Consider the following 17,221-nt stretch of genomic DNA (forward strand, 5'->3'; position numbering starts at 1 on the left):
TTCTTGTGGTGGGTACCGTGGTTATCAAGCGAGTTTTCAACAACAACGTCGCAATGGTCACTTCGGACGATGGCTCCGAGCTCATTGTCATCGGTCGAGGCCTCTGCTTTGGCCGTCATGCCGGCGACGCTATCGATGAAGCATCGGTCGAAAAGACCTATGCGCTGCAGGAGGGCACTTCTCAGGATTCGCGTACGATTGACCGCTTGGCACATCTTTTGGAGTCCATCCCCACCGTCAACCTCGTGATTGCCGAGGACATTGTTCAGATGCTCCGTCGAGAGCTCAATGTTGATATCAACGACAAGATTCTCATTGCTCTCGCAGACCATATCAGTCTTGCTTTGGAGCGCGAGCGTAAGGGCGTCCCCTGCGAGAATCCGTTGCTGCTCGAGATCCAGCAGTTCTATCGCAAGGAGTATGCGCTTGCGGGCCGTGCGCTGCAGATTATCAAGGAGTATATGGGCATCCAGATGAGCGAAGAAGAGCAGGGTTTTATTACGCTGCATATCGTCAACGCCACCATGCCGCAGCGCTCTGACCGTCTGATTGTTTCGGTCCAGCTTGTTCGCGACGTGCTCGCGATTGTTTCCGAGCACTATGCCACGACCCTTGACGTCACCTCGTTGCCGTACGAGCGTTTCGTTCGCCATCTGCAGTTTTTTGCGCAGCGGGCGCTCGATCCCGCGGCGGGGCAGGTCAATGGCGACGCGCTGTTCCGTATCGATGAAACGGCGTATCCGAGGGCGTTCTCGTGTGCGGAGTCAATTGCCGACCACTTAGCGTCTACCTATAACGTTGTCGTTACCGATGCCGAGAAGAGTTATCTCGCATATCACATTGTTAACCTGCTTGGAGAACCTGGTCTCTAGGCATAACGTGCCCACACATCGATTGATATAAGGCAAGGCTCACGGTCTTGTCCAGGGCACATCTGTCTTAATTTGCGGAAAAGGAAGGGGAGTACCGCTATGACCGCAAAAAAGAAGTTCAATTTCAAAGCGCCGTTGGAGGTGTTCGCGAAGTCAATCGTTCAGCCGATGATGTATCTCTCGGTTGCCGGCATTCTGCTCATCGTGGGCATTATTCTGACCAACAAGACCATCTGCGCCGTGATCCCTGTGCTGGGCTCCGGTCCGTTCCAGCTTGTGGGCGCCGTTGTCTATCAGTCGCTGATGTTTATCATCAACAACCTCTCGATTCTGTTCTGCGTGGGCATCGCCGGCGCCATGGCAAAGAAGAACAAGGGCCATGCTTCGCTGATCGCCCTGATGTCGTTCTTCCTGTTCCTGCAGGCTAACAACATCGTGCTCAACGCCACCGGCTCTCTTGCCGAAGCGAGCGGCATGCTCGGCCTTACCGGAACCGGCCAGAGCACCGTTATGGGCATTCAGGTGCTCGATACCGGCGTGTTTGGCGGCATCATTCTTGGTTGCATCACCGGTGCCGTGTTCAACAAGTACTCGAACAAGCAGTTCCCCATTGCCCTTTCGATGTTCTCGGGCGTTCGTTTTCCGTTCCTGATCATGATCATCATTTCCTGGATCATGGGTGCTGGCTTCTGCATCGTTTGGCCTCCGGTTCAGGGTGCCATCTCCTCCGTTGCCGGCATCATTAAGGAGTCGGGCAACATCGGTCTGTTTATCTACGGCATGCTCAACAAGCTGCTCGTTCCTACCGGTCTGCATCACCTCATCTACACCCCGTTCCAGTTCTCCGATGTGGGCGGCACCCTGACGCTGGGCGATCAGGTTATCGCCGGCGCCTATCCCATCCGTGTCGCCGAGATGGCAATGACGGGCCAGCCCTTCTCCGATAGCACCTACTTCAACAGCTACACCTTCAACAACCTGTGGCCCTACATCGGTATCGGTCTCGCCTTTATCTTCACCGCTTACAAGGGGAACAAGGATAAGACCAAGGCCGTTATCATCCCGCTGATCATCACCGCCGTGCTCTCCTGTGTCACCGAGCCCATGGACTTCCTCTTTGTCTTTGCCGCTCCCGTGCTCTTTGTCGTTCACTCGGTTCTTTCCGGTATCTTCCTGGTCCTGCTCAAGGTCCTCTCCGTGCCCGCTTCGACTGCAGGCGGCATCATCAACATCGTGGTCTCCAACCTGGTCCTCGGTGTCGATAAGACCAACTGGCCGGTTATGCTGGTGCTTGGAGTCGTCAACGCCGCTCTGTACTTCTTCCTCTTCACCTTCCTTATTAAGAAGCTCAACCTCCACACGCCTGGTCGCGAGGAAGAGTCCGAGCTCGCCGAGTCCGTTGCCGAGGGCGAGGCCGCCGCGTCTGTCGCGGTGAAGCAGGGCGCTGTTGCCGCGGCTCCCGCAGAGGGCGTCGATGCAGGCATCGCCGACCTGGTCGCAGGTCTTGGTGGCAAGGACAACATCGAGGAGCTCGAGAACTGCTTTACGCGTCTCCGCGTGAACGTTAAGAACCCGGACCTCATCAATGAGGACCTCATCAACCACGTGCCCAACAGCGGCATCAACCGCAACGGCAATAATATCCAGATCATCTTTGGCATGAAGGTCGCCGAGATGCGTGACAAGGTCGAAAACGCAATTGAGAAGGAGCAGTAAACAATGATCATTACTCTGTGTGGTGGCGGATCCACCTTTACCCCCGGCATCGTCAAATCCATCGCCCTGCGCAAGGACGAGCTCGACGTTGACGAGATTCGTCTGTACGACATCAACGAGGAGCGCCAGCGCAAGATCGGCGTGCTCGTGGACTGGATTTTGCACGAGGACCTCGGCCTGGACATCAAGCTCATGGTGACCACCGACAAGGAGACTGCCTTTACGGACGCGAGCTTCGTGTTTGCCCAGATGCGCGTGGGCGGCTATGCCATGCGCGAGCAGGACGAGAAGATTCCGCTGCGTCACGGCTGCGTGGGCCAGGAGACCTGCGGCTGCGGCGGCCTTGCCTACGGCATGCGCACCATCTTCCCCATGGTCGAGCTGATCGATGACGTTGAGAAGTACGCTAAGAAGGACTACTGGATTCTCAACTACTCCAACCCTGCTGCCATCGTGTCCGAGGGCTGCCGCGTGCTGCGTCCCAACGCTCGCATCATCAACATCTGCGACATGCCGATCGCGATCATCGACGTGGTTTGCGCCGCACTCGATATCGACAAGAAGGATGTCGAGTACGATTACTTTGGCCTCAACCACTTTGGTTGGTTCACCTCGATCCGCCACAAGGGCGAGGAGGTGCTCCCGCAGCTGCGCGAGTACATCAAGGAGCATGAGATTCTGCTGCCCGACTCCTACCTCAAGGGCATGGGCTCGCTCATGGCAAAGAAGCCCGAGGAGGCCACTGACGAGCACCCCGAGCAGAACCGCCACACCAAGGGCAGCTGGTACTACGTCTGGAAGGGCGAGTACGAGATCATGGAGTGCTTCCCGGAGTACCTGCCCAACACGTATCTGAACTACTACCTGCAGCAGAAGGAGTTCGTCGAGCATTCCAACCCCGAGCGCACCCGTGCTAACGAGGTTGAGGAGACGCGTGAGAAGAACCTCTTCGACGGCATCGACCACTACGAGAAGACGGGCGAGATCGACGAGAGCACGTTCTATGCGGGCAGCCACGGCGACTGGATTGCCGATTTGGCTATCGCTCTGAAGAACGACACCAAGCAGCGCTTCCTGGTCATTTGCGAGAACAAGGGCGCTATCCCCAACATGCCCTACGACGCTATGGTCGAGCTGCCTGCCTACATTGGCAAGAATGGCCCCGAGGTCATCAGCCGCGACAACATTCCTCTGTTCCAGCAGGGCCTCATGATGCAGCAGCTGAACTCCGAGAAGCTCGTGGTCGAGGCTACGATCGAGGGTTCTTACGAGAAGGCGCTCAAGGCCTTTACGCTGAACAAGACCGTGCCTTCGATGAAGGTCGCCAAGGAGGTTCTCGACGACATGATCGAGGCCAACAAGGGTTACTGGCCCGAGCTTAAGTAAAAGCAACAGGGTCGCTGGCCGCATACCTGGAGCAATGCCCCGTCCACGTGATTGCGTGGGCGGGGCATTGTCATTTGGTAACGCGTTTTACCAAATATGGCATTTATCTGCGGTAATGTTCTATTTCACCGCCGAGGGTGACATTTCATACCGCCTGCCGAACTGCGTGGAGACCTAACAACTTTTTAGGTCAGTGTTGTGCGTGTAGCAACTTCGCCCGGCCTCGCCTCCGGGCTGCCATGTGAGAGGGGATCTTATGGCTCGACTGCACGTAATGGAACGCAGCCACGCTCAGGCCGTCATGGACGACCTGCACGATGCGCTCGGACGTCGTCTGGCGGTGAGTTCGCTCGCCCCGTGCCCCGTTGAGTTTACGGCAGCGCTCGTCAATCTGTGCTCCACCCAGAGCTGCGGCAAGTGCACGCCCTGCCGCGTGGGCCTGAGCGCGCTGAGCGACCTGCTCGCCGATGTGCTCGAAGGGCGCGCCGATGAGTCCACGCTCAACTTGATTGAGCGCACCGCCCGCACCATCTATCTTTCGAGCGATTGCGCCATCGGCTACGAAGCTGGCGCCATGGCACTCACGGCCATTCGCGGCTTCCGCGACGATTTTGAGCATCACATCCGCGAGCGCTCCTGCGGCTTTGACCGCGAGGCCCGCGTCCCGTGCGTTTCGGGCTGCCCGGCGCACGTCGACATTCCCGGGTACATTTCGCTGGTCGAGGCCGGCCGCTATGCCGACGCCGTCAAGGTCATCCGCAAGAACAATCCGCTGCCGCTCGTCTGCGGCCTGGTGTGCGAGCATCCCTGCGAGATGCACTGCCGCCGTGGCATGGTCGACGACCCCATGAACATCCTCGCCCTCAAGCGTTTTGCCGTCGAGCACGGTGAGCTCAACGACCACAAGCCGCATGTAGTGGACAACACCGGCAAGCGCGTCGCCGTGATCGGCGGCGGCCCGGCCGGCCTTTCCTGCGCCTACTACCTGGCCGTGATGGGCCATAAGGTGACCATCTTTGAGCAGCGCCACCACCTGGGCGGCATGCTGCGCTATGGCATCCCCAGCTATCGTCTGCCGCGCGAGCGCCTGCAGGCCGAGATCGACTGGATTTTGAGCGCCGGCATCGACGTTGAGCTCGATCACTCCGTCAACGGCGAGGAGCTTGCCCGCCTGCGCGACGAGTTCGATGCCGTCTACCTGGCCATTGGCGCCCACAGCGATAAGAAGCTCGGCCTTCCGGGCGAAGAGGCGCCCGGCGTGGAGTCGGCCGTCAAGATGCTGCGCGCCATCGGTGACGACGAGCTGCCCGACCTGAGCGGCCAGCGCGTGTGCGTCATCGGCGGCGGCAACGTGGCCATGGACGTGGCGCGCTCTGCCGTGCGCTGCGGTGCCGAAAAGGTGAGCATTGTCTACCGCCGCCGCATCTGCGATATGACGGCTCAGGACGCCGAGATTGCCGGTGCCCAGGCCGAGGGCTGCGAGGTTCTGGAGCTGACGGCGCCGCTCGCCATCGAGACGGGCGAGGACGGTCGCGTGAGCGGCCTGCGCGTGCAGCCGCAGATTATCGGCGAGCCCCGTCGCGGTCGTCCGGCCCCGCGTGCCGCCGCCACGCCCGAGCGCGTCATTCCCTGCGAGCGCGTGTTCGTGGCCATTGGCCAGGACATCGATTCCAAGCCGTTTGAGGACATGGGCATCGTCTGCAAGTGGGGTCGCGTCGTCACCGATTCGGATGGCGCCGTGCCCAACTTCGACGGCCTCTTTAGCGGCGGCGACTGCCAGACCGGTCCCGCCACCGTCATCCGGGCCATCAACGCCGGCCGCGTTGCTTCGGCAAATATCGACCGCTACCTGGGCTTCGACCACAAGATCAAGCTCGACGTTGAGCTGCCGACCGTGCAGTTTAAGGGCAAGCACGAGTGCGGCCGCTGCGAGCTGGGCGAGCGCGAGGCCGGCGAGCGCATCCGCGATTGGAATCTGGTCGAGCAGGGCCTTACCGAGGAAGAGGCACGCCAGGAGGCAAGCCGCTGCCTGCGTTGCGACCACTTTGGCTTTGGCGCGTTCCGCGGAGGGAGGAACCTGGAATGGTAGAGCCCAACAAAACCACTGTCAGCGACAACACCGAAAGCGGAGCACTCAACATGGTCAAGCTCACGATCGATAACTGCGAGGTCGTGGTGCCCGAGCACACCACGATCCTGGATGCGGCCAAGTCCGTCGGCATCCAGATTCCCACCCTGTGCTATCTGCGCGATCTGAACGAGATCGGCGGCTGCCGTGTGTGCGTGGTCGAGGTTGAGGGCTGCGACCAGCTGGTTGCCGCCTGCAACAACTACGTACTCGACGGCATGGTGGTCCACACCAACAGCCCCAAGGCCCGCGAGGCGCGTCGCACCAACGTGCAGCTGCTGCTGTCCCAGCACGACTCGCGCTGTACGAGCTGCGTGCGCAGTGGTAACTGCAACCTGCAGACCATCGCCAACGACCTGGGCATCTTCTATCTGCCGTACGAGCAGCACCTGGCGCGCGAGGGCTGGGACTTCGACTTTCCCATCATCCGCGACAACGACAAGTGCATCAAATGTATGCGCTGCATCAAGGTGTGCGAGAGCGTGCAGGGCTTAGGGATTTGGGACCTGACCAACCGCGCCACGCATACCGCCGTGGGCACCCGCGGGCGTGCGCCGATCGGCAAGACCGATTGCGTCGCGTGCGGTCAATGCATCACGCATTGCCCGACAGGCGCGCTGCGCGAGCGCGATGACACCGAGGCCGTGTTCGACGCTCTCGCTGATCCCGACAAGATCGTGTTGGTGCAGATCGCGCCGGCCGTGCGTAGCGCTTGGGGCGAGGAGCTCGGCATTCCGCGCGAGGAGGCCACCGTCGAGCGCCTGGCCTGCGCACTGCGCCGTGTGGGCTTTGAGTACGTGTTCGATACTGATTTCTCGGCCGACCTCACCATTATGGAGGAGGGCTCCGAGCTGCTCGAGCGCCTGGGTAAGGCCGCCAAGGGCGAGGGCGACAGCCGCGGCTGGCCCATGTTCACGAGCTGCTGCCCGGGCTGGGTACGCTTTGTGAAGGCGCGCTATCCGGAGTTTGTTGACAGCCTGTCCACGTCCAAGTCGCCGCAGCAGATGTTTGGCGCTGTCGCCAAGACTTATTACGCCAAGGTTCTGGGCGTGGAGCCCGAGCGCCTGTTTGTGGTGTCCGTGATGCCGTGCACGGCCAAAAAGGCCGAGTGTGCGCTGTCGAGCATGGTGGGCGAGGACGGCGCGCCCGACGTGGACGTTGCGCTGACGGTGCGCGAGATGGTACGCATGATCCGCGCAAGCCACGTGAGCGTCGGCACGCTGGTCGAGGAGCCGCTCGATACGCCGCTGGGCTTTGGCACGGGCGCGGGTGTGATCTTTGGCGCCACGGGCGGCGTGATGGAGGCCGCCGTGCGCTCGGCATATTACCTGGTGACGGGCGAGAACCCCGACGCCGACTTCTTTACCGACGTGCGCGGCCTGGACGGCTGGAAGGAAGCCGTGGCCGATATCGATGGCACCAAGGTGCGCGTCGCCGTGGCACACGGGCTGGGAAACGCTGCCCGTCTGCTCGACGCGATTCGCGACGGCCGCGTGAGTTATGACTTCGTTGAGGTTATGGCATGCCCGGGCGGCTGCGTCGGTGGCGGCGGTCAGCCCATCCATGACGGCTGTGAGCTGGCAGCCGAGCGCGGCCAGGTACTGTGGGGCCTCGATGCGAACGCCAAGATTCGCTTCTCGCACGAGAATCCCGATGTCCAGGCGTGCTATCGCGAGTTCTTGGGTGCGCCGCTGTCGCCGCTGGCCGAGGGATTGCTGCATACCGACCATCACGCATGGACGATGCCTAACGAGGGGACGTGCTAGCGATGCGCGCGTTTGATTTTGAAATGTCGCGCCGGGGATTTGCCTCGGCGCTTGCCGCGGGCGCGTTGTCGCTTGCGCTGGTTGGCTGTGGCGGCGGAGCTGCGGGGGCGAGGTCTTCTGCGGGTTCGGCTGCTGGGTCTGCGGCGAGTGGCGCTGCCGCTGAGTCGGTCGAGGTGCGCGTTGCCTCGCTCAAGGGACCGACGTCGATCGGTCTGGTGCAGTTTATGGACCAGGCTGCCGATGGCGAGACGGACAATGAGTTCGACTTTGCGATCAGCGCCGCGGCCGATGAGATTGTGCCCAAGGTCATTCAGGGCGATATCGACATTGCCCTGGTGCCGGCCAACTTGGCGAGCGTGCTCTACAACAAGACCGAGGGTGCGGTGCAGGTCATCGACATCAACACGCTGGGCGTGCTGAACGTTGTGACGGGCGACGCAGGCGTGGCCTCGTTTGGCGATCTGGCGGGTCGTACCGTCTACATGACGGGCAAGGGCACCACGCCGGAGTACGTCATGAACTACCTGCTGGAGCGCGCGGGCCTGACCGGTCAAGTGACGCTCGAGTTTAAGAGCGAACCCACCGAGGTGCTGTCGGCCCTGCTTGCCGACCCGTCCGCCGTGGGCGTGCTGCCGGAGCCATTCAAGACCGCTGCCATCGCCAAGAGCGAGGGCAAGCTGTCGGCACCGGTGAGCCTGACCGATGTGTGGGACGAGCTCGCGGGTGACACGGGCTCCCGTTTGCTGACGGGCGTGACCGTGGTGCGCCGTGCCTTTGCCGAGGAGCATCCCGAGGCCGTTGCGGAGTTCTTGAGCTGCCATGCGGCGAGCGTTAAGGCTGTCAATGCGGCGCCGGCAGACTGGGCGCAGGCCGTGGTCGATGCCGGCATCGTGGACAACGCCAAGATCGCCGAGAAGGCGATTCCCGGGTGCATGCTTGTCTGCCAGACGGGCAAGGATATGAAGGCGGCGCTCTGTGGGTACCTGCAGGCGCTGGCCGATGCGGACGCGAGCGCCGTGGGCGGTAAGCTCCCGGCCGATGATTTCTACTACATGGAGTAGCCCGTGCGTGCGTTTGCTCGACAAATGACAGAGCGTATGAAGGCGGTGTCGGCAGCAGGTGCCGTCGCCGCCTTTTGGCTTGCTGTGTGGGTGCTGGTGGCGGCGCTGGTGGCGCAGCCGCTGATTTTGCCGGGGCCGGGTGCTGTTGCCTTGGCGCTGCTGCGCCTGATATGCGATGCCGGCACGTGGGCGATTCTGGCGGGCTCGGGCGCGCGGATACTGGGCGGGCTGGCGCTTGCCGCGGTATGCGGCGGTTTGTTGGCCGGGATTTCTGTACGGTCGCGGGCGTTTGCCCGCTTGGTGGCGCCGGCGCTTTCGTTTGTTAAGGCGACGCCGGTTGCCTGCGTGGTGGTCCTGCTGCTTATTTGGTTGGGGTCGGCACGTGTGAGCATCGCGGCGGTCTTTTTGATGGCGCTGCCGGGCGTATATTTCTCACTGGTCGAAGGCTTGTCGCAGGTGGATAAGCCACTGGAGCAGATGTTCCGTCTGCATGGCGTGCGCGGCTGGCGACTGTTTTGCGCCCATACCTGGCGCGAAGTCCTGCCGTTTGTGCTTTCGTGTGCGCGTGCCGTGATCGGCATGAGCTGGAAGGCCGGTGTGGCAGCCGAGCTGATCGGCATGGCGGTGGGCACCGTGGGTGAGCGCATCTATCAGGCGAAGCTTTTGATTGAGACGGCTGATCTGCTGGCGTGGACCGTGCTGGTCGTTGCCGCCTCATGGGCGTGCGAGCGCGTGCTGGTGTGGCTGCTGCGGGTTTCGGGGCCCGTGGCGTGGGGTGCGGCCGTGCGGGCGCATGGGCATGGGCTGCGCGGGCGTGCGAGGGCTGCGGGCGATGGCGCTGCAGCGGAGCTTGCGCTTGCCGTGGGCGATCGCGCGCCCTGGGCGCCGGCGCTCGACGGGCTGGTGCTCAACGTGCCCGCGGGTGGGCGTATCTGTGTGATGGGCGCCTCGGGTGCGGGTAAGTCGACGCTCCTTGCCCTTGCGGCAGGGGAGTGCGCACCGTGCTCGATGGTGTTTCAGGATGCACGCTTGGTCGAGTCCGCCTCGGCGCTGGATAACGTGCTGGTGTGCGCCGATGCACGCGTGGACGCCTCGAGTGCTGCGGCCCTGTTGCGCTTGCTGGTGCCGGGGGTCGATGTGCATGCTCGCGTGGCCGAGCTTTCGGGCGGGCAGCGCCGTCGTGTCGAGATCGCTCGAGCCCTGCTGTGTCCGGGCGGCGCGGTGATTCTTGACGAGCCCTTTACCGGTTTAGATACCGCTGCGCGCGACGCATGCGCCGAGGTCGTGCTCGACTTGCTCGACGGCCGCATGCTCCTGCTTGCCACGCACGATGTCGCCGACGCTCAGGCCCTCGATATCTCGGATATCATCACGCTCTAAATACTAACTCAGCAACAAAATGATCCGTTTTCCTTCGTCCCCATGGGGTCGGGTGTGGTATTCTATCTGCGGGGTAATACTTAGGAATACCAAGTAATACCAACGCCGTAGAAACAAACTCCAGATGCGGGCCAATCGGGTTGCCTTCACAGCCCGTCGCCCAGCCGCGTGGCCCGCATCTATCCGCACTACCGTCGTTTCAAAAAGGAAGCGCCATGGCAGAACACATGACCCCCGTAGTCGCGAAGGTCTTGCCCGAGGAGAAGGCAGCCTTCGCGGCGGCAACCCAGCTCGTGGGCACCACGCCGTCCAACGCCATCCGCATGTTTATCGCCGCGTTCAATCGCTGCGGCACCTTCCCGTTTGACATCTCGCCCAACGGGGCTTTTGGCACTGCGCCCGATTCTCATCAATAATGACTGTCCCAAACTGCCGGCATTTGGGGACGTTCCTTTTCTGCCGGCAGTTAAGGAACGTCCCTAAGTGCCGGGTTTTGAGGAGGTTGGCATGCTCAATGCGATGATTTGGGCGCTTGCCTGTTTTGGCGTCGTCGCTGCCGATATCGCCCTGAGCGTGGTTTTGTTCTCCGCTCTGGGCGTCGCATCGGTGTTCATGGGCTTTTCGATTGACGGCCTCGATATTCAATTGCTTCAGGCTGTCGCGCAGACGGCATCGTTTTTAATGGCGCTGCTGTGGTGGCGTTATCTGTGGCCGCGTTCGTTTATGGCACGCCGGCAATGCGCGCATCCGCTCGGCGGGGGAGCGCGTGGGGCGTGGAAGCGCATCGCCTGCGTTATCGTGATCGGCCTTGCCCTGCAGGTGGTCGTTGGCTACGTGACCGACGCCGTGCTGTCGCTGTTGCCCGAGGCTGCGGCCGACTACAGCGAGCTTGTCGAGGAAACAGGCATGGGCGACACCAGCTATCTCGCCGTCCTGACTACGGTGCTCGGCGCCCCATTTTGTGAAGAGCTGCTGGTACGCGGCATTATTTTTGAGTTTTCGCTTCGAGCGTTTAATCCGCAGTGCCGCCCACTTTGGAAGCGCCGGCGTCGTGCGGGTGCGCAGGACGGCGCCATGGTGCCCTGGGCGGCCCCGAGCACGTGGGGTATCACCGCGGCGATTGTGCTGCAGGCGGCAATCTTCGGTTTTATGCACATGAATTGGGTGCAAGGTTGCTACGCGGGTGCCGCTGGCCTCATCTTTGGTTGGGTGCTCGTGACGACCGGAAAGCTCCGCTACACGATCCTGCTGCACTTCGCCTTTAATGCCGGGTCGTATCTCATGACGTTGCTCTGGTTTGTGAACACGCCGTTCGACGTGGCAATTACGGTCGCCATCGCCGGCGTCATCCTCGTTGAGGCAATGCGGTCGCTGCGCCGCGCGTGTGGGATGGATGCAGCGAGCGCACCGCTGCCCTAGTTGCGACGCCCGCCGCCGTTGGCGCCCTGTCGCCCCTGGGCCGCGCGATTGCGCCCGGCGGTGTTCTGCGCACGCGACATGCCACCGTGCCCCTTGCTGCCTTTGGGTCCCTTGCCAGCGCCGCCAACGCCACCGTGGGCCTTGCCGCCCTTCTTGCCGGTGCCATGCCCCCCGCCGGCAGATGTCTCGCCCGGGCGCGGCGGCACGGGGCGAATCAGGCAATGCTTGGTGTAGCCAATCAGATCGCGGCGGCCGGCTTTTTCCAGCGCCTCACGCACGAGCTTGTAGTTCTCGGGCTTGCGGTATTGGATGAGCGCACGCTGCATGGCCTTCTCGTGTGGGTCGCGTGCCACGTAGATCGGCTTCATGGTGCGTGGGTCCACGCCGGTGTAGTACATGCAGGTCGACATGGTGGACGGCGTGGGGTAGAAGTCCTGCACCTGCTCGGGCATGTAGCCCATGTCGCGCACGGCCTCGGCAAGGTCCACGGCTTCCTTCATCGTTGAACCGGGGTGGCTCGAGATTAGGTACGGCACCACATACTGCTTGAGTCCGTATTCGCGGTTCAGGCGTTCAAATTTACGGCAGAACGCGTCGTAGACGGCGCGGCTCGGCTTGCCCATCACGGAGAGCACCGCGTCGCTCACGTGCTCGGGCGCTACGCGTAGCTGGCCCGAGACATGGTGTTCCAGCAGCTCGCGCAAAAACTCGTCCGAGGCGTCGGCCATGGTGTAGTCAAAGCGGATGCCGCTGCGCACGAAGACCTTCTTGACGCCTGGCAGCTGGCGCAGGTCGCGCAACAGCTGCGTGTAGCCGCTCTCGTCGACCACCATGTTCTTGCACACGCTCGGCCACAGGCAGCGCTTGTTCTTGCACACGCCGTGCTTGAGCTGTTTGTCGCAGGCAGGACGGCTAAAGTTGGCCGTCGGTCCGCCCACGTCGTTGATGTAGCCCTTAAACTCGGGGTCGCGCGTGAGTAGCTCGGCCTCGCGCATAATCGAATCGTGGCTACGCATCTGCAGCACGCGGCCCTGGTGGAAGGTCAGCGCGCAAAACGAGCACTCACCAAAGCAGCCGCGGTTAGAGCTGATGGAAAACTTGATCTCGGCAAAGGCCGGCACGCCGCCTGCCGCGTCGTAATCGGGATGCCAATCGCGTGCGTAGGGGAGTTCGGCAACCTCGTCCATCTCATCGGTGGTGAGCGTCGCCGACGGCGGGTTCTGCACCACATAGACGCTGTTGGGGTAGGGCTCTACCAGGCGGTGTCCGGTGATGGGATCCATGTTCTGCTGCTGCACATTAAAGCTGCGCGCGTAGTTGAGCTTGTCGGCGGCAAGGTCGTCCCAGCTGGGCAGCAGGTCGTAGTCGTAGACCTCGTCGAGCGAGTTGGTACGGTAGACGGTGCCGTTGATATAGGTGATTTGGTCGACGGGCAGGCCCGCGTCGAGCGCGTCGGCGATCTCGACGATCGCGTGCTCGCCCATGCCGTAGATGAGGATGTCGGCGCCCGAGTCGAGCAGCACCGAGCGCTTGAGCTTATCCTGCCAGTAGTCGTAGTGGGCCAGACGACGCAGGCTCGCCTCGATGCCGCCGATGATGATGGGCGCGTCCTTGAACGTTTGGCGGATGAGGTTGCCGTAGACCGTGACGGCGCGGTTGGGGCGGTGCCCCTCTTTACCGCCAGGGGTGTAGGCATCGGTGTGGCGACGATGCTTGGTCACCGAGTAGTGATTGACCATGGAGTCCATGTTGCCGGCGGAGACCAGAAAGCCCAGGCGCGGCTCGCCGAGCACGGTGATACTGGCGGGATCGGTCCAGTCGGGCTGACAGATAATGCCCACTTTGTAGCCGTGTGCGTCGAGCACGCGGCTGACGATGGCCATGCCAAAGCTGGGATGGTCCACGTAGGCGTCGCCGCAGATGTAGACGAAGTCGCACTGGTCCCAGCCACGCGCATCCATGTCGGCGCGGCTGACGGGGAGGAACTTGTCGCGGCCCGGACGCCAGGGGCGGACGGGTGTCGCCTTGACGGTTGTGGCCTGTGCCTTACCGCCGCGCTTTTGCTGCTGGCCCTGTTTGCCCTGCTGACTGCGCTGGTTGTTCTGAGCGTGCTGAGGCTTTTTTGCCACGATCCCTCCCGGTGTTTGTATGCTGCACGTAATTGTAACCAGTCTTTTTAGGACGGGGCTAAAAAGACTGGTGGAGTACACGAGGTCTCGGGTGTCGGTGCCGCGCCCGCCGTTTGTTTCCAGACTGTGTATCTGCGCGTTGGAGAACCCGTCTCGCGCGTACGCCATGTTGTCAATGGGTTACAGTATGAACGGCGGCTATGTTTCCGCCAACGCACGAGAGAGTCGTCAACAAGGAGGATGCACGACGATGCAGCGTGCCAAACAGATATCGGAATCCATTGAGCTGGGCATCATCTTGGCGCTCGCCGGTGGCTTTATGGATGTGTATTCGTACATTGGGCGCGACCATGTTTTCGCCAACGCGCAGACGGGTAACATCCTGCTGGTGGGCGTGAGCATCTCGGAGGGCAATTGGGCACTTGCGGGGCGTTACTTCTTCCCTGTGGTTTCGTTTGCTGTGGGCATTATGCTTGCCGACCTGGTACACGAGCGTTTTGGCAGCGTGATCCACTGGCGTCAGGTGACGGTGTTCTTTGAAGCCGTCATCTTGCTGGGCGTGAGTTTTATTCCCGGTGGCGATTTCAACCTGCTCGCCAACTGCCTTACTTCGTTTGCCTGCGGTATGCAGGTCGAGAGCTTCCGCAAGATTCATGGACACGGCATCGCCACGACCATGTGTATCGGCAACCTCCGTAATGCCTTGCAAAACGTGGACGACTACATCATTACCCACAAGCGCGGCTTTTTGGAAAACGGCCTGCTGTACTTTGGCGTGATCTTTACCTTTGTGTTTGGCGCCGTGTTGGGCAACTGGTGTATTGAGCGCATGGGCCTGCACGCCATCGTCGTGGCGAGCGTGCTGCTGTTTGTCGCGTTTGCCATCATGTTTATCGACCGCGAGCGCGACTTGCGTTTTCGCTGGAAGGTTGCGGCCGAGGCTTGGAAAGAGGGCTGCCGAAAGTAACCGAATGCGGCAAAGAGACAGCCCCTTTGCCGCATTATTTTTCATCTCTATGTAGTACAGCTTCAGGAGCCAGAAAAAAACTATCTAGCTCCTGAATGTTGTTACGAACTGCTTTTTGCAATTTATTCGAGATGCTCTTCAATCCGAGCCCTCAGAAGGGCAATGGCTGTGGGTATTCCAATTGCGGCGGCTAATTCGGCTTTATCCAAAACCTGTATGTTAAAGCACGATTGTTTATCACATTGAAGGACGTTAACTGAAGATAGCTTCACTTCCCGTTGACTGAATATATCGTAATCTCCAAATAGGAAGTTACCTTTTATTGTGTAATTCGGTATGTTCGTTACGCACTTCATCTCAAGTCTGTTTAGGCCATAATCGAACACCGCAACTTCCTTGTGTTCGATGATGAGCGCAACCCTGGGCATGTTACTAAAACCACCGTCGACGACAGTAAAGAGCTTTTCATTTGCATCGTCATAAACGGTGTATTTAAGACTCAATAGCTGTCCTAGTGGACCCGTGAACCCATGTCTTTTGATGTTGAGGTTGTCTCCCGCTGGGTTGACGAGAGCCAGAGCATGCGGATAAGGGTTACCTTCAATTGAGATTCGATATTCGTTTGTAGCCGTCTTGCTCGATTTAGGACCAGTAGCCTTCACGCGTCATCGCCTCGATTGAATTGGAACCGTCTTCTGCTTCGTGCGGAGAATTACGCTGTATGTTGCAGTACATGCAGCTGCAATAACCGCATGGGCAATTTCTAACAAAATGAATGACACTATTTGCTGCATGCATATTAATTACTATAAAGTATCCTTTTATAAACGTATTGTCAAACATATATTGCTAAAACAGAAACAATTTATAGACTGAGTTGGTCGTATTCTTTGGGCAATTGCTCCTATAATCTAGCCTTCGCTGCAGTCGGGAGGGAAGGACTGGGGCTCCGTTATTATGTTGAAACGCTTTAACACTTTTGACGTTCTCATGCATTTTTTGTTTCAAAAGCGTTAGGATGGGACTCATAGCGTGGGGCGTAATGGGCGCCCCGCACACGATGGGAGGCTATCAATGGCTAATCGTTTCGTTCTCAACACCATTTCTTATCATGGTTCTGGCGCCATCAAGGAGATCCCCGGCGAGCTCCAGCGTCGTGGCTACAAGAAGATCTTCGTCTGCTCCGACCCCGATCTGGTCAAGTTTGGCGTTACCGCCAAGGTAACCGACGAGCTCGACGCCGCCGGTATTGCTTGGAGCCTCTACTCCGAGATTAAGCCCAACCCCACCATCCAGAACGTCAAGGACGGCGTCGAGGCCTTTAAGGCCGCCGAGGCTGACGCTATCGTGACCATCGGTGGTGGCTCCTCCATGGACACCGCCAAGGCTATCGGCATCATCATCAACAACCCCGAGTTCGCCGATGTCCGCAGCCTCGAGGGCGTTGCTCCGACTAAGAACCACGCTGTGTTCACCATCGCCGTGCCGACGACCGCCGGTACCGCTGCCGAGGTGACCATCAACTACGTTATCACCGACCCCGAGAAGGTCCGCAAGTTCGTGTGCGTCGATACCAACGACGCCCCCGAGGTCGCCGTCGTCGACCCCGACATGATGGCTTCCATGCCCGCCGGCCTGACCGCTTCCACCGGCATGGACGCTCTGACCCACGCTATCGAGGGCTACACCACCAAGGGCGCTTGGGAGCTCTCCGACATGTTCCACTTTGAGGCTATTAAGCTGATCAGCGAGAACCTGCGCGACTCCGTTGCCGAGGCCAAGTCCGGTCAGCCCGGCTCCGGCCGCGAGGGCATGGCTCTTGGCCAGTATGTCGCCGGCATGGGCTTCTCCAATGTCGGCCTGGGCATCGACCACGCCATGGCTCACACCCTGTCCGCTCACTACGACACCCCGCACGGCGTCGCTTGCGCCATGCTGCTGCCGATCGCTATGGAGTTCAACAAGCCGGTTTGCGCCGAGCGCCTGGCCAAGGTTGCCGTTGCCATGGGTGTTGACACCACGGGCATGAGCACCGACGAGGCTGCCGACGCCGCCATCGCCGCCGTCAAGCAGCTCTCCGCCGACGTGAACATCCCGCATGTCTGCGAGGCCATGAAGGCCGACGAGATCGAGGTCCTGGCCAAGGACGCCATGGCTGACGCCTGCTTCCCGGGCAACCCGCGCGAGGCGACGCTCGACGACGTCATCGAGCTCTTCAAGAAGATCTGCCCGGCTGCTTAACCTGGTTCGGCGGGCCCCGCCCGTTAGCCCCAGAATCGTCCTCGGACATGTCGGAGGCCCCGCTGCGCACTACGTGCGGCGGGGCCTCCTTCTGTCCTGCGGAAAGATTCTGGGGCTAACGGGCGGGGCCCGCCGGCTCGTTGTCGTGGCGGGGGC

The 17,221-nt window shown here is 60.8% G+C and carries 13 protein-coding genes; 11 read left to right on the forward strand and 2 right to left on the reverse strand.

What is annotated here, in order from left to right; all coding sequences use genetic code 11:
- The first annotated feature begins 17 nt into the window (after positions 1-17).
- The 9 genes from DW136_RS05810 (at position 18) to DW136_RS05850 (ending at position 11,728) form a co-directional block, all read left to right on the forward strand.
- The gene (locus DW136_RS05810; protein WP_117629598.1) at positions 18-872 is read left to right on the forward strand and encodes a PRD domain-containing protein; all 855 of its coding nucleotides are present in this window, start codon (positions 18-20) and stop codon (positions 870-872) included.
- A 99-nt stretch (positions 873-971) separates the two neighbouring features.
- Positions 972-2,588, forward strand: a complete 1,617-nt coding sequence (locus tag DW136_RS05815) for a PTS transporter subunit EIIC (RefSeq protein WP_117790255.1) — start codon at positions 972-974, stop codon at positions 2,586-2,588.
- Positions 2,589-2,591: 3 nt separating this feature from the next.
- Entirely contained in the window at positions 2,592-3,974 is a 1,383-nt protein-coding gene (locus tag DW136_RS05820; RefSeq protein WP_117629575.1) for a 6-phospho-alpha-glucosidase, read from the forward strand.
- A gap of 256 nt (positions 3,975-4,230) precedes the next feature.
- On the forward strand, positions 4,231-6,063 hold the full coding sequence (locus DW136_RS05825; RefSeq protein ID WP_117583958.1) for an NAD(P)-binding protein: 1,833 nt from the start codon (positions 4,231-4,233) through the stop codon (positions 6,061-6,063).
- A 50-nt stretch (positions 6,064-6,113) separates the two neighbouring features.
- Positions 6,114-7,868: a [FeFe] hydrogenase, group A gene (locus DW136_RS05830; RefSeq protein WP_117584000.1), complete on the forward strand. Its 1,755-nt coding sequence runs from the start codon at positions 6,114-6,116 to the stop codon at positions 7,866-7,868.
- A 2-nt stretch (positions 7,869-7,870) separates the two neighbouring features.
- Positions 7,871-8,929: an ABC transporter substrate-binding protein gene (locus tag DW136_RS05835; protein ID WP_118289274.1), complete on the forward strand. Its 1,059-nt coding sequence runs from the start codon at positions 7,871-7,873 to the stop codon at positions 8,927-8,929.
- A 3-nt stretch (positions 8,930-8,932) separates the two neighbouring features.
- Complete coding sequence (locus DW136_RS05840; protein ID WP_147329347.1) at positions 8,933-10,309, forward strand: ATP-binding cassette domain-containing protein; 1,377 nt, start codon at positions 8,933-8,935, stop codon at positions 10,307-10,309.
- Between the two features lie 215 nt (positions 10,310-10,524).
- Positions 10,525-10,725 carry a hypothetical protein gene (locus DW136_RS05845; RefSeq protein WP_117583961.1) on the forward strand — a complete coding sequence of 67 codons (201 nt, stop codon included), beginning with the start codon at positions 10,525-10,527 and terminating at the stop codon, positions 10,723-10,725.
- A gap of 91 nt (positions 10,726-10,816) precedes the next feature.
- Positions 10,817-11,728, forward strand: a complete 912-nt coding sequence (locus DW136_RS05850) for a CPBP family intramembrane glutamic endopeptidase (RefSeq protein ID WP_147329348.1) — start codon at positions 10,817-10,819, stop codon at positions 11,726-11,728.
- Here the strand turns inward: DW136_RS05850 and DW136_RS05855 are convergent.
- Complete coding sequence (locus DW136_RS05855) at positions 11,725-13,857, reverse strand: YgiQ family radical SAM protein (RefSeq protein ID WP_233503843.1); 2,133 nt, start codon at positions 13,855-13,857, stop codon at positions 11,725-11,727. The two genes, DW136_RS05850 and DW136_RS05855, sit on opposite strands and share 4 nt — an antisense overlap.
- Positions 13,858-14,107: 250 nt before the next feature.
- Here DW136_RS05855 and DW136_RS05860 point away from each other — a divergent pair, with 250 nt between their 5' ends.
- Positions 14,108-14,824 (forward strand): YoaK family protein, encoded by a 717-nt coding sequence (locus tag DW136_RS05860; protein ID WP_089572184.1) that lies wholly within the window; start codon positions 14,108-14,110, stop codon positions 14,822-14,824.
- A gap of 122 nt (positions 14,825-14,946) precedes the next feature.
- On the opposite strand, the gene DW136_RS05865 is transcribed toward DW136_RS05860, so the two are convergent.
- On the reverse strand, positions 14,947-15,486 hold the full coding sequence (locus DW136_RS05865; protein ID WP_147329349.1) for a hypothetical protein: 540 nt from the start codon (positions 15,484-15,486) through the stop codon (positions 14,947-14,949).
- 412 nt (positions 15,487-15,898) lie between these two features.
- On the opposite strand from DW136_RS05865, the gene fucO reads away from it, so the two are divergent.
- Positions 15,899-17,065 (forward strand): lactaldehyde reductase, encoded by a 1,167-nt coding sequence (gene fucO, locus DW136_RS05870; RefSeq protein WP_022094861.1) that lies wholly within the window; start codon positions 15,899-15,901, stop codon positions 17,063-17,065.
- Positions 17,066-17,221 lie beyond the last annotated feature (156 nt).

Origin of the sequence: Collinsella sp. AM12-1 (genome assembly GCF_003472325.1) — a bacterium.
Lineage (GTDB): Bacteria > Actinomycetota > Coriobacteriia > Coriobacteriales > Coriobacteriaceae > Collinsella.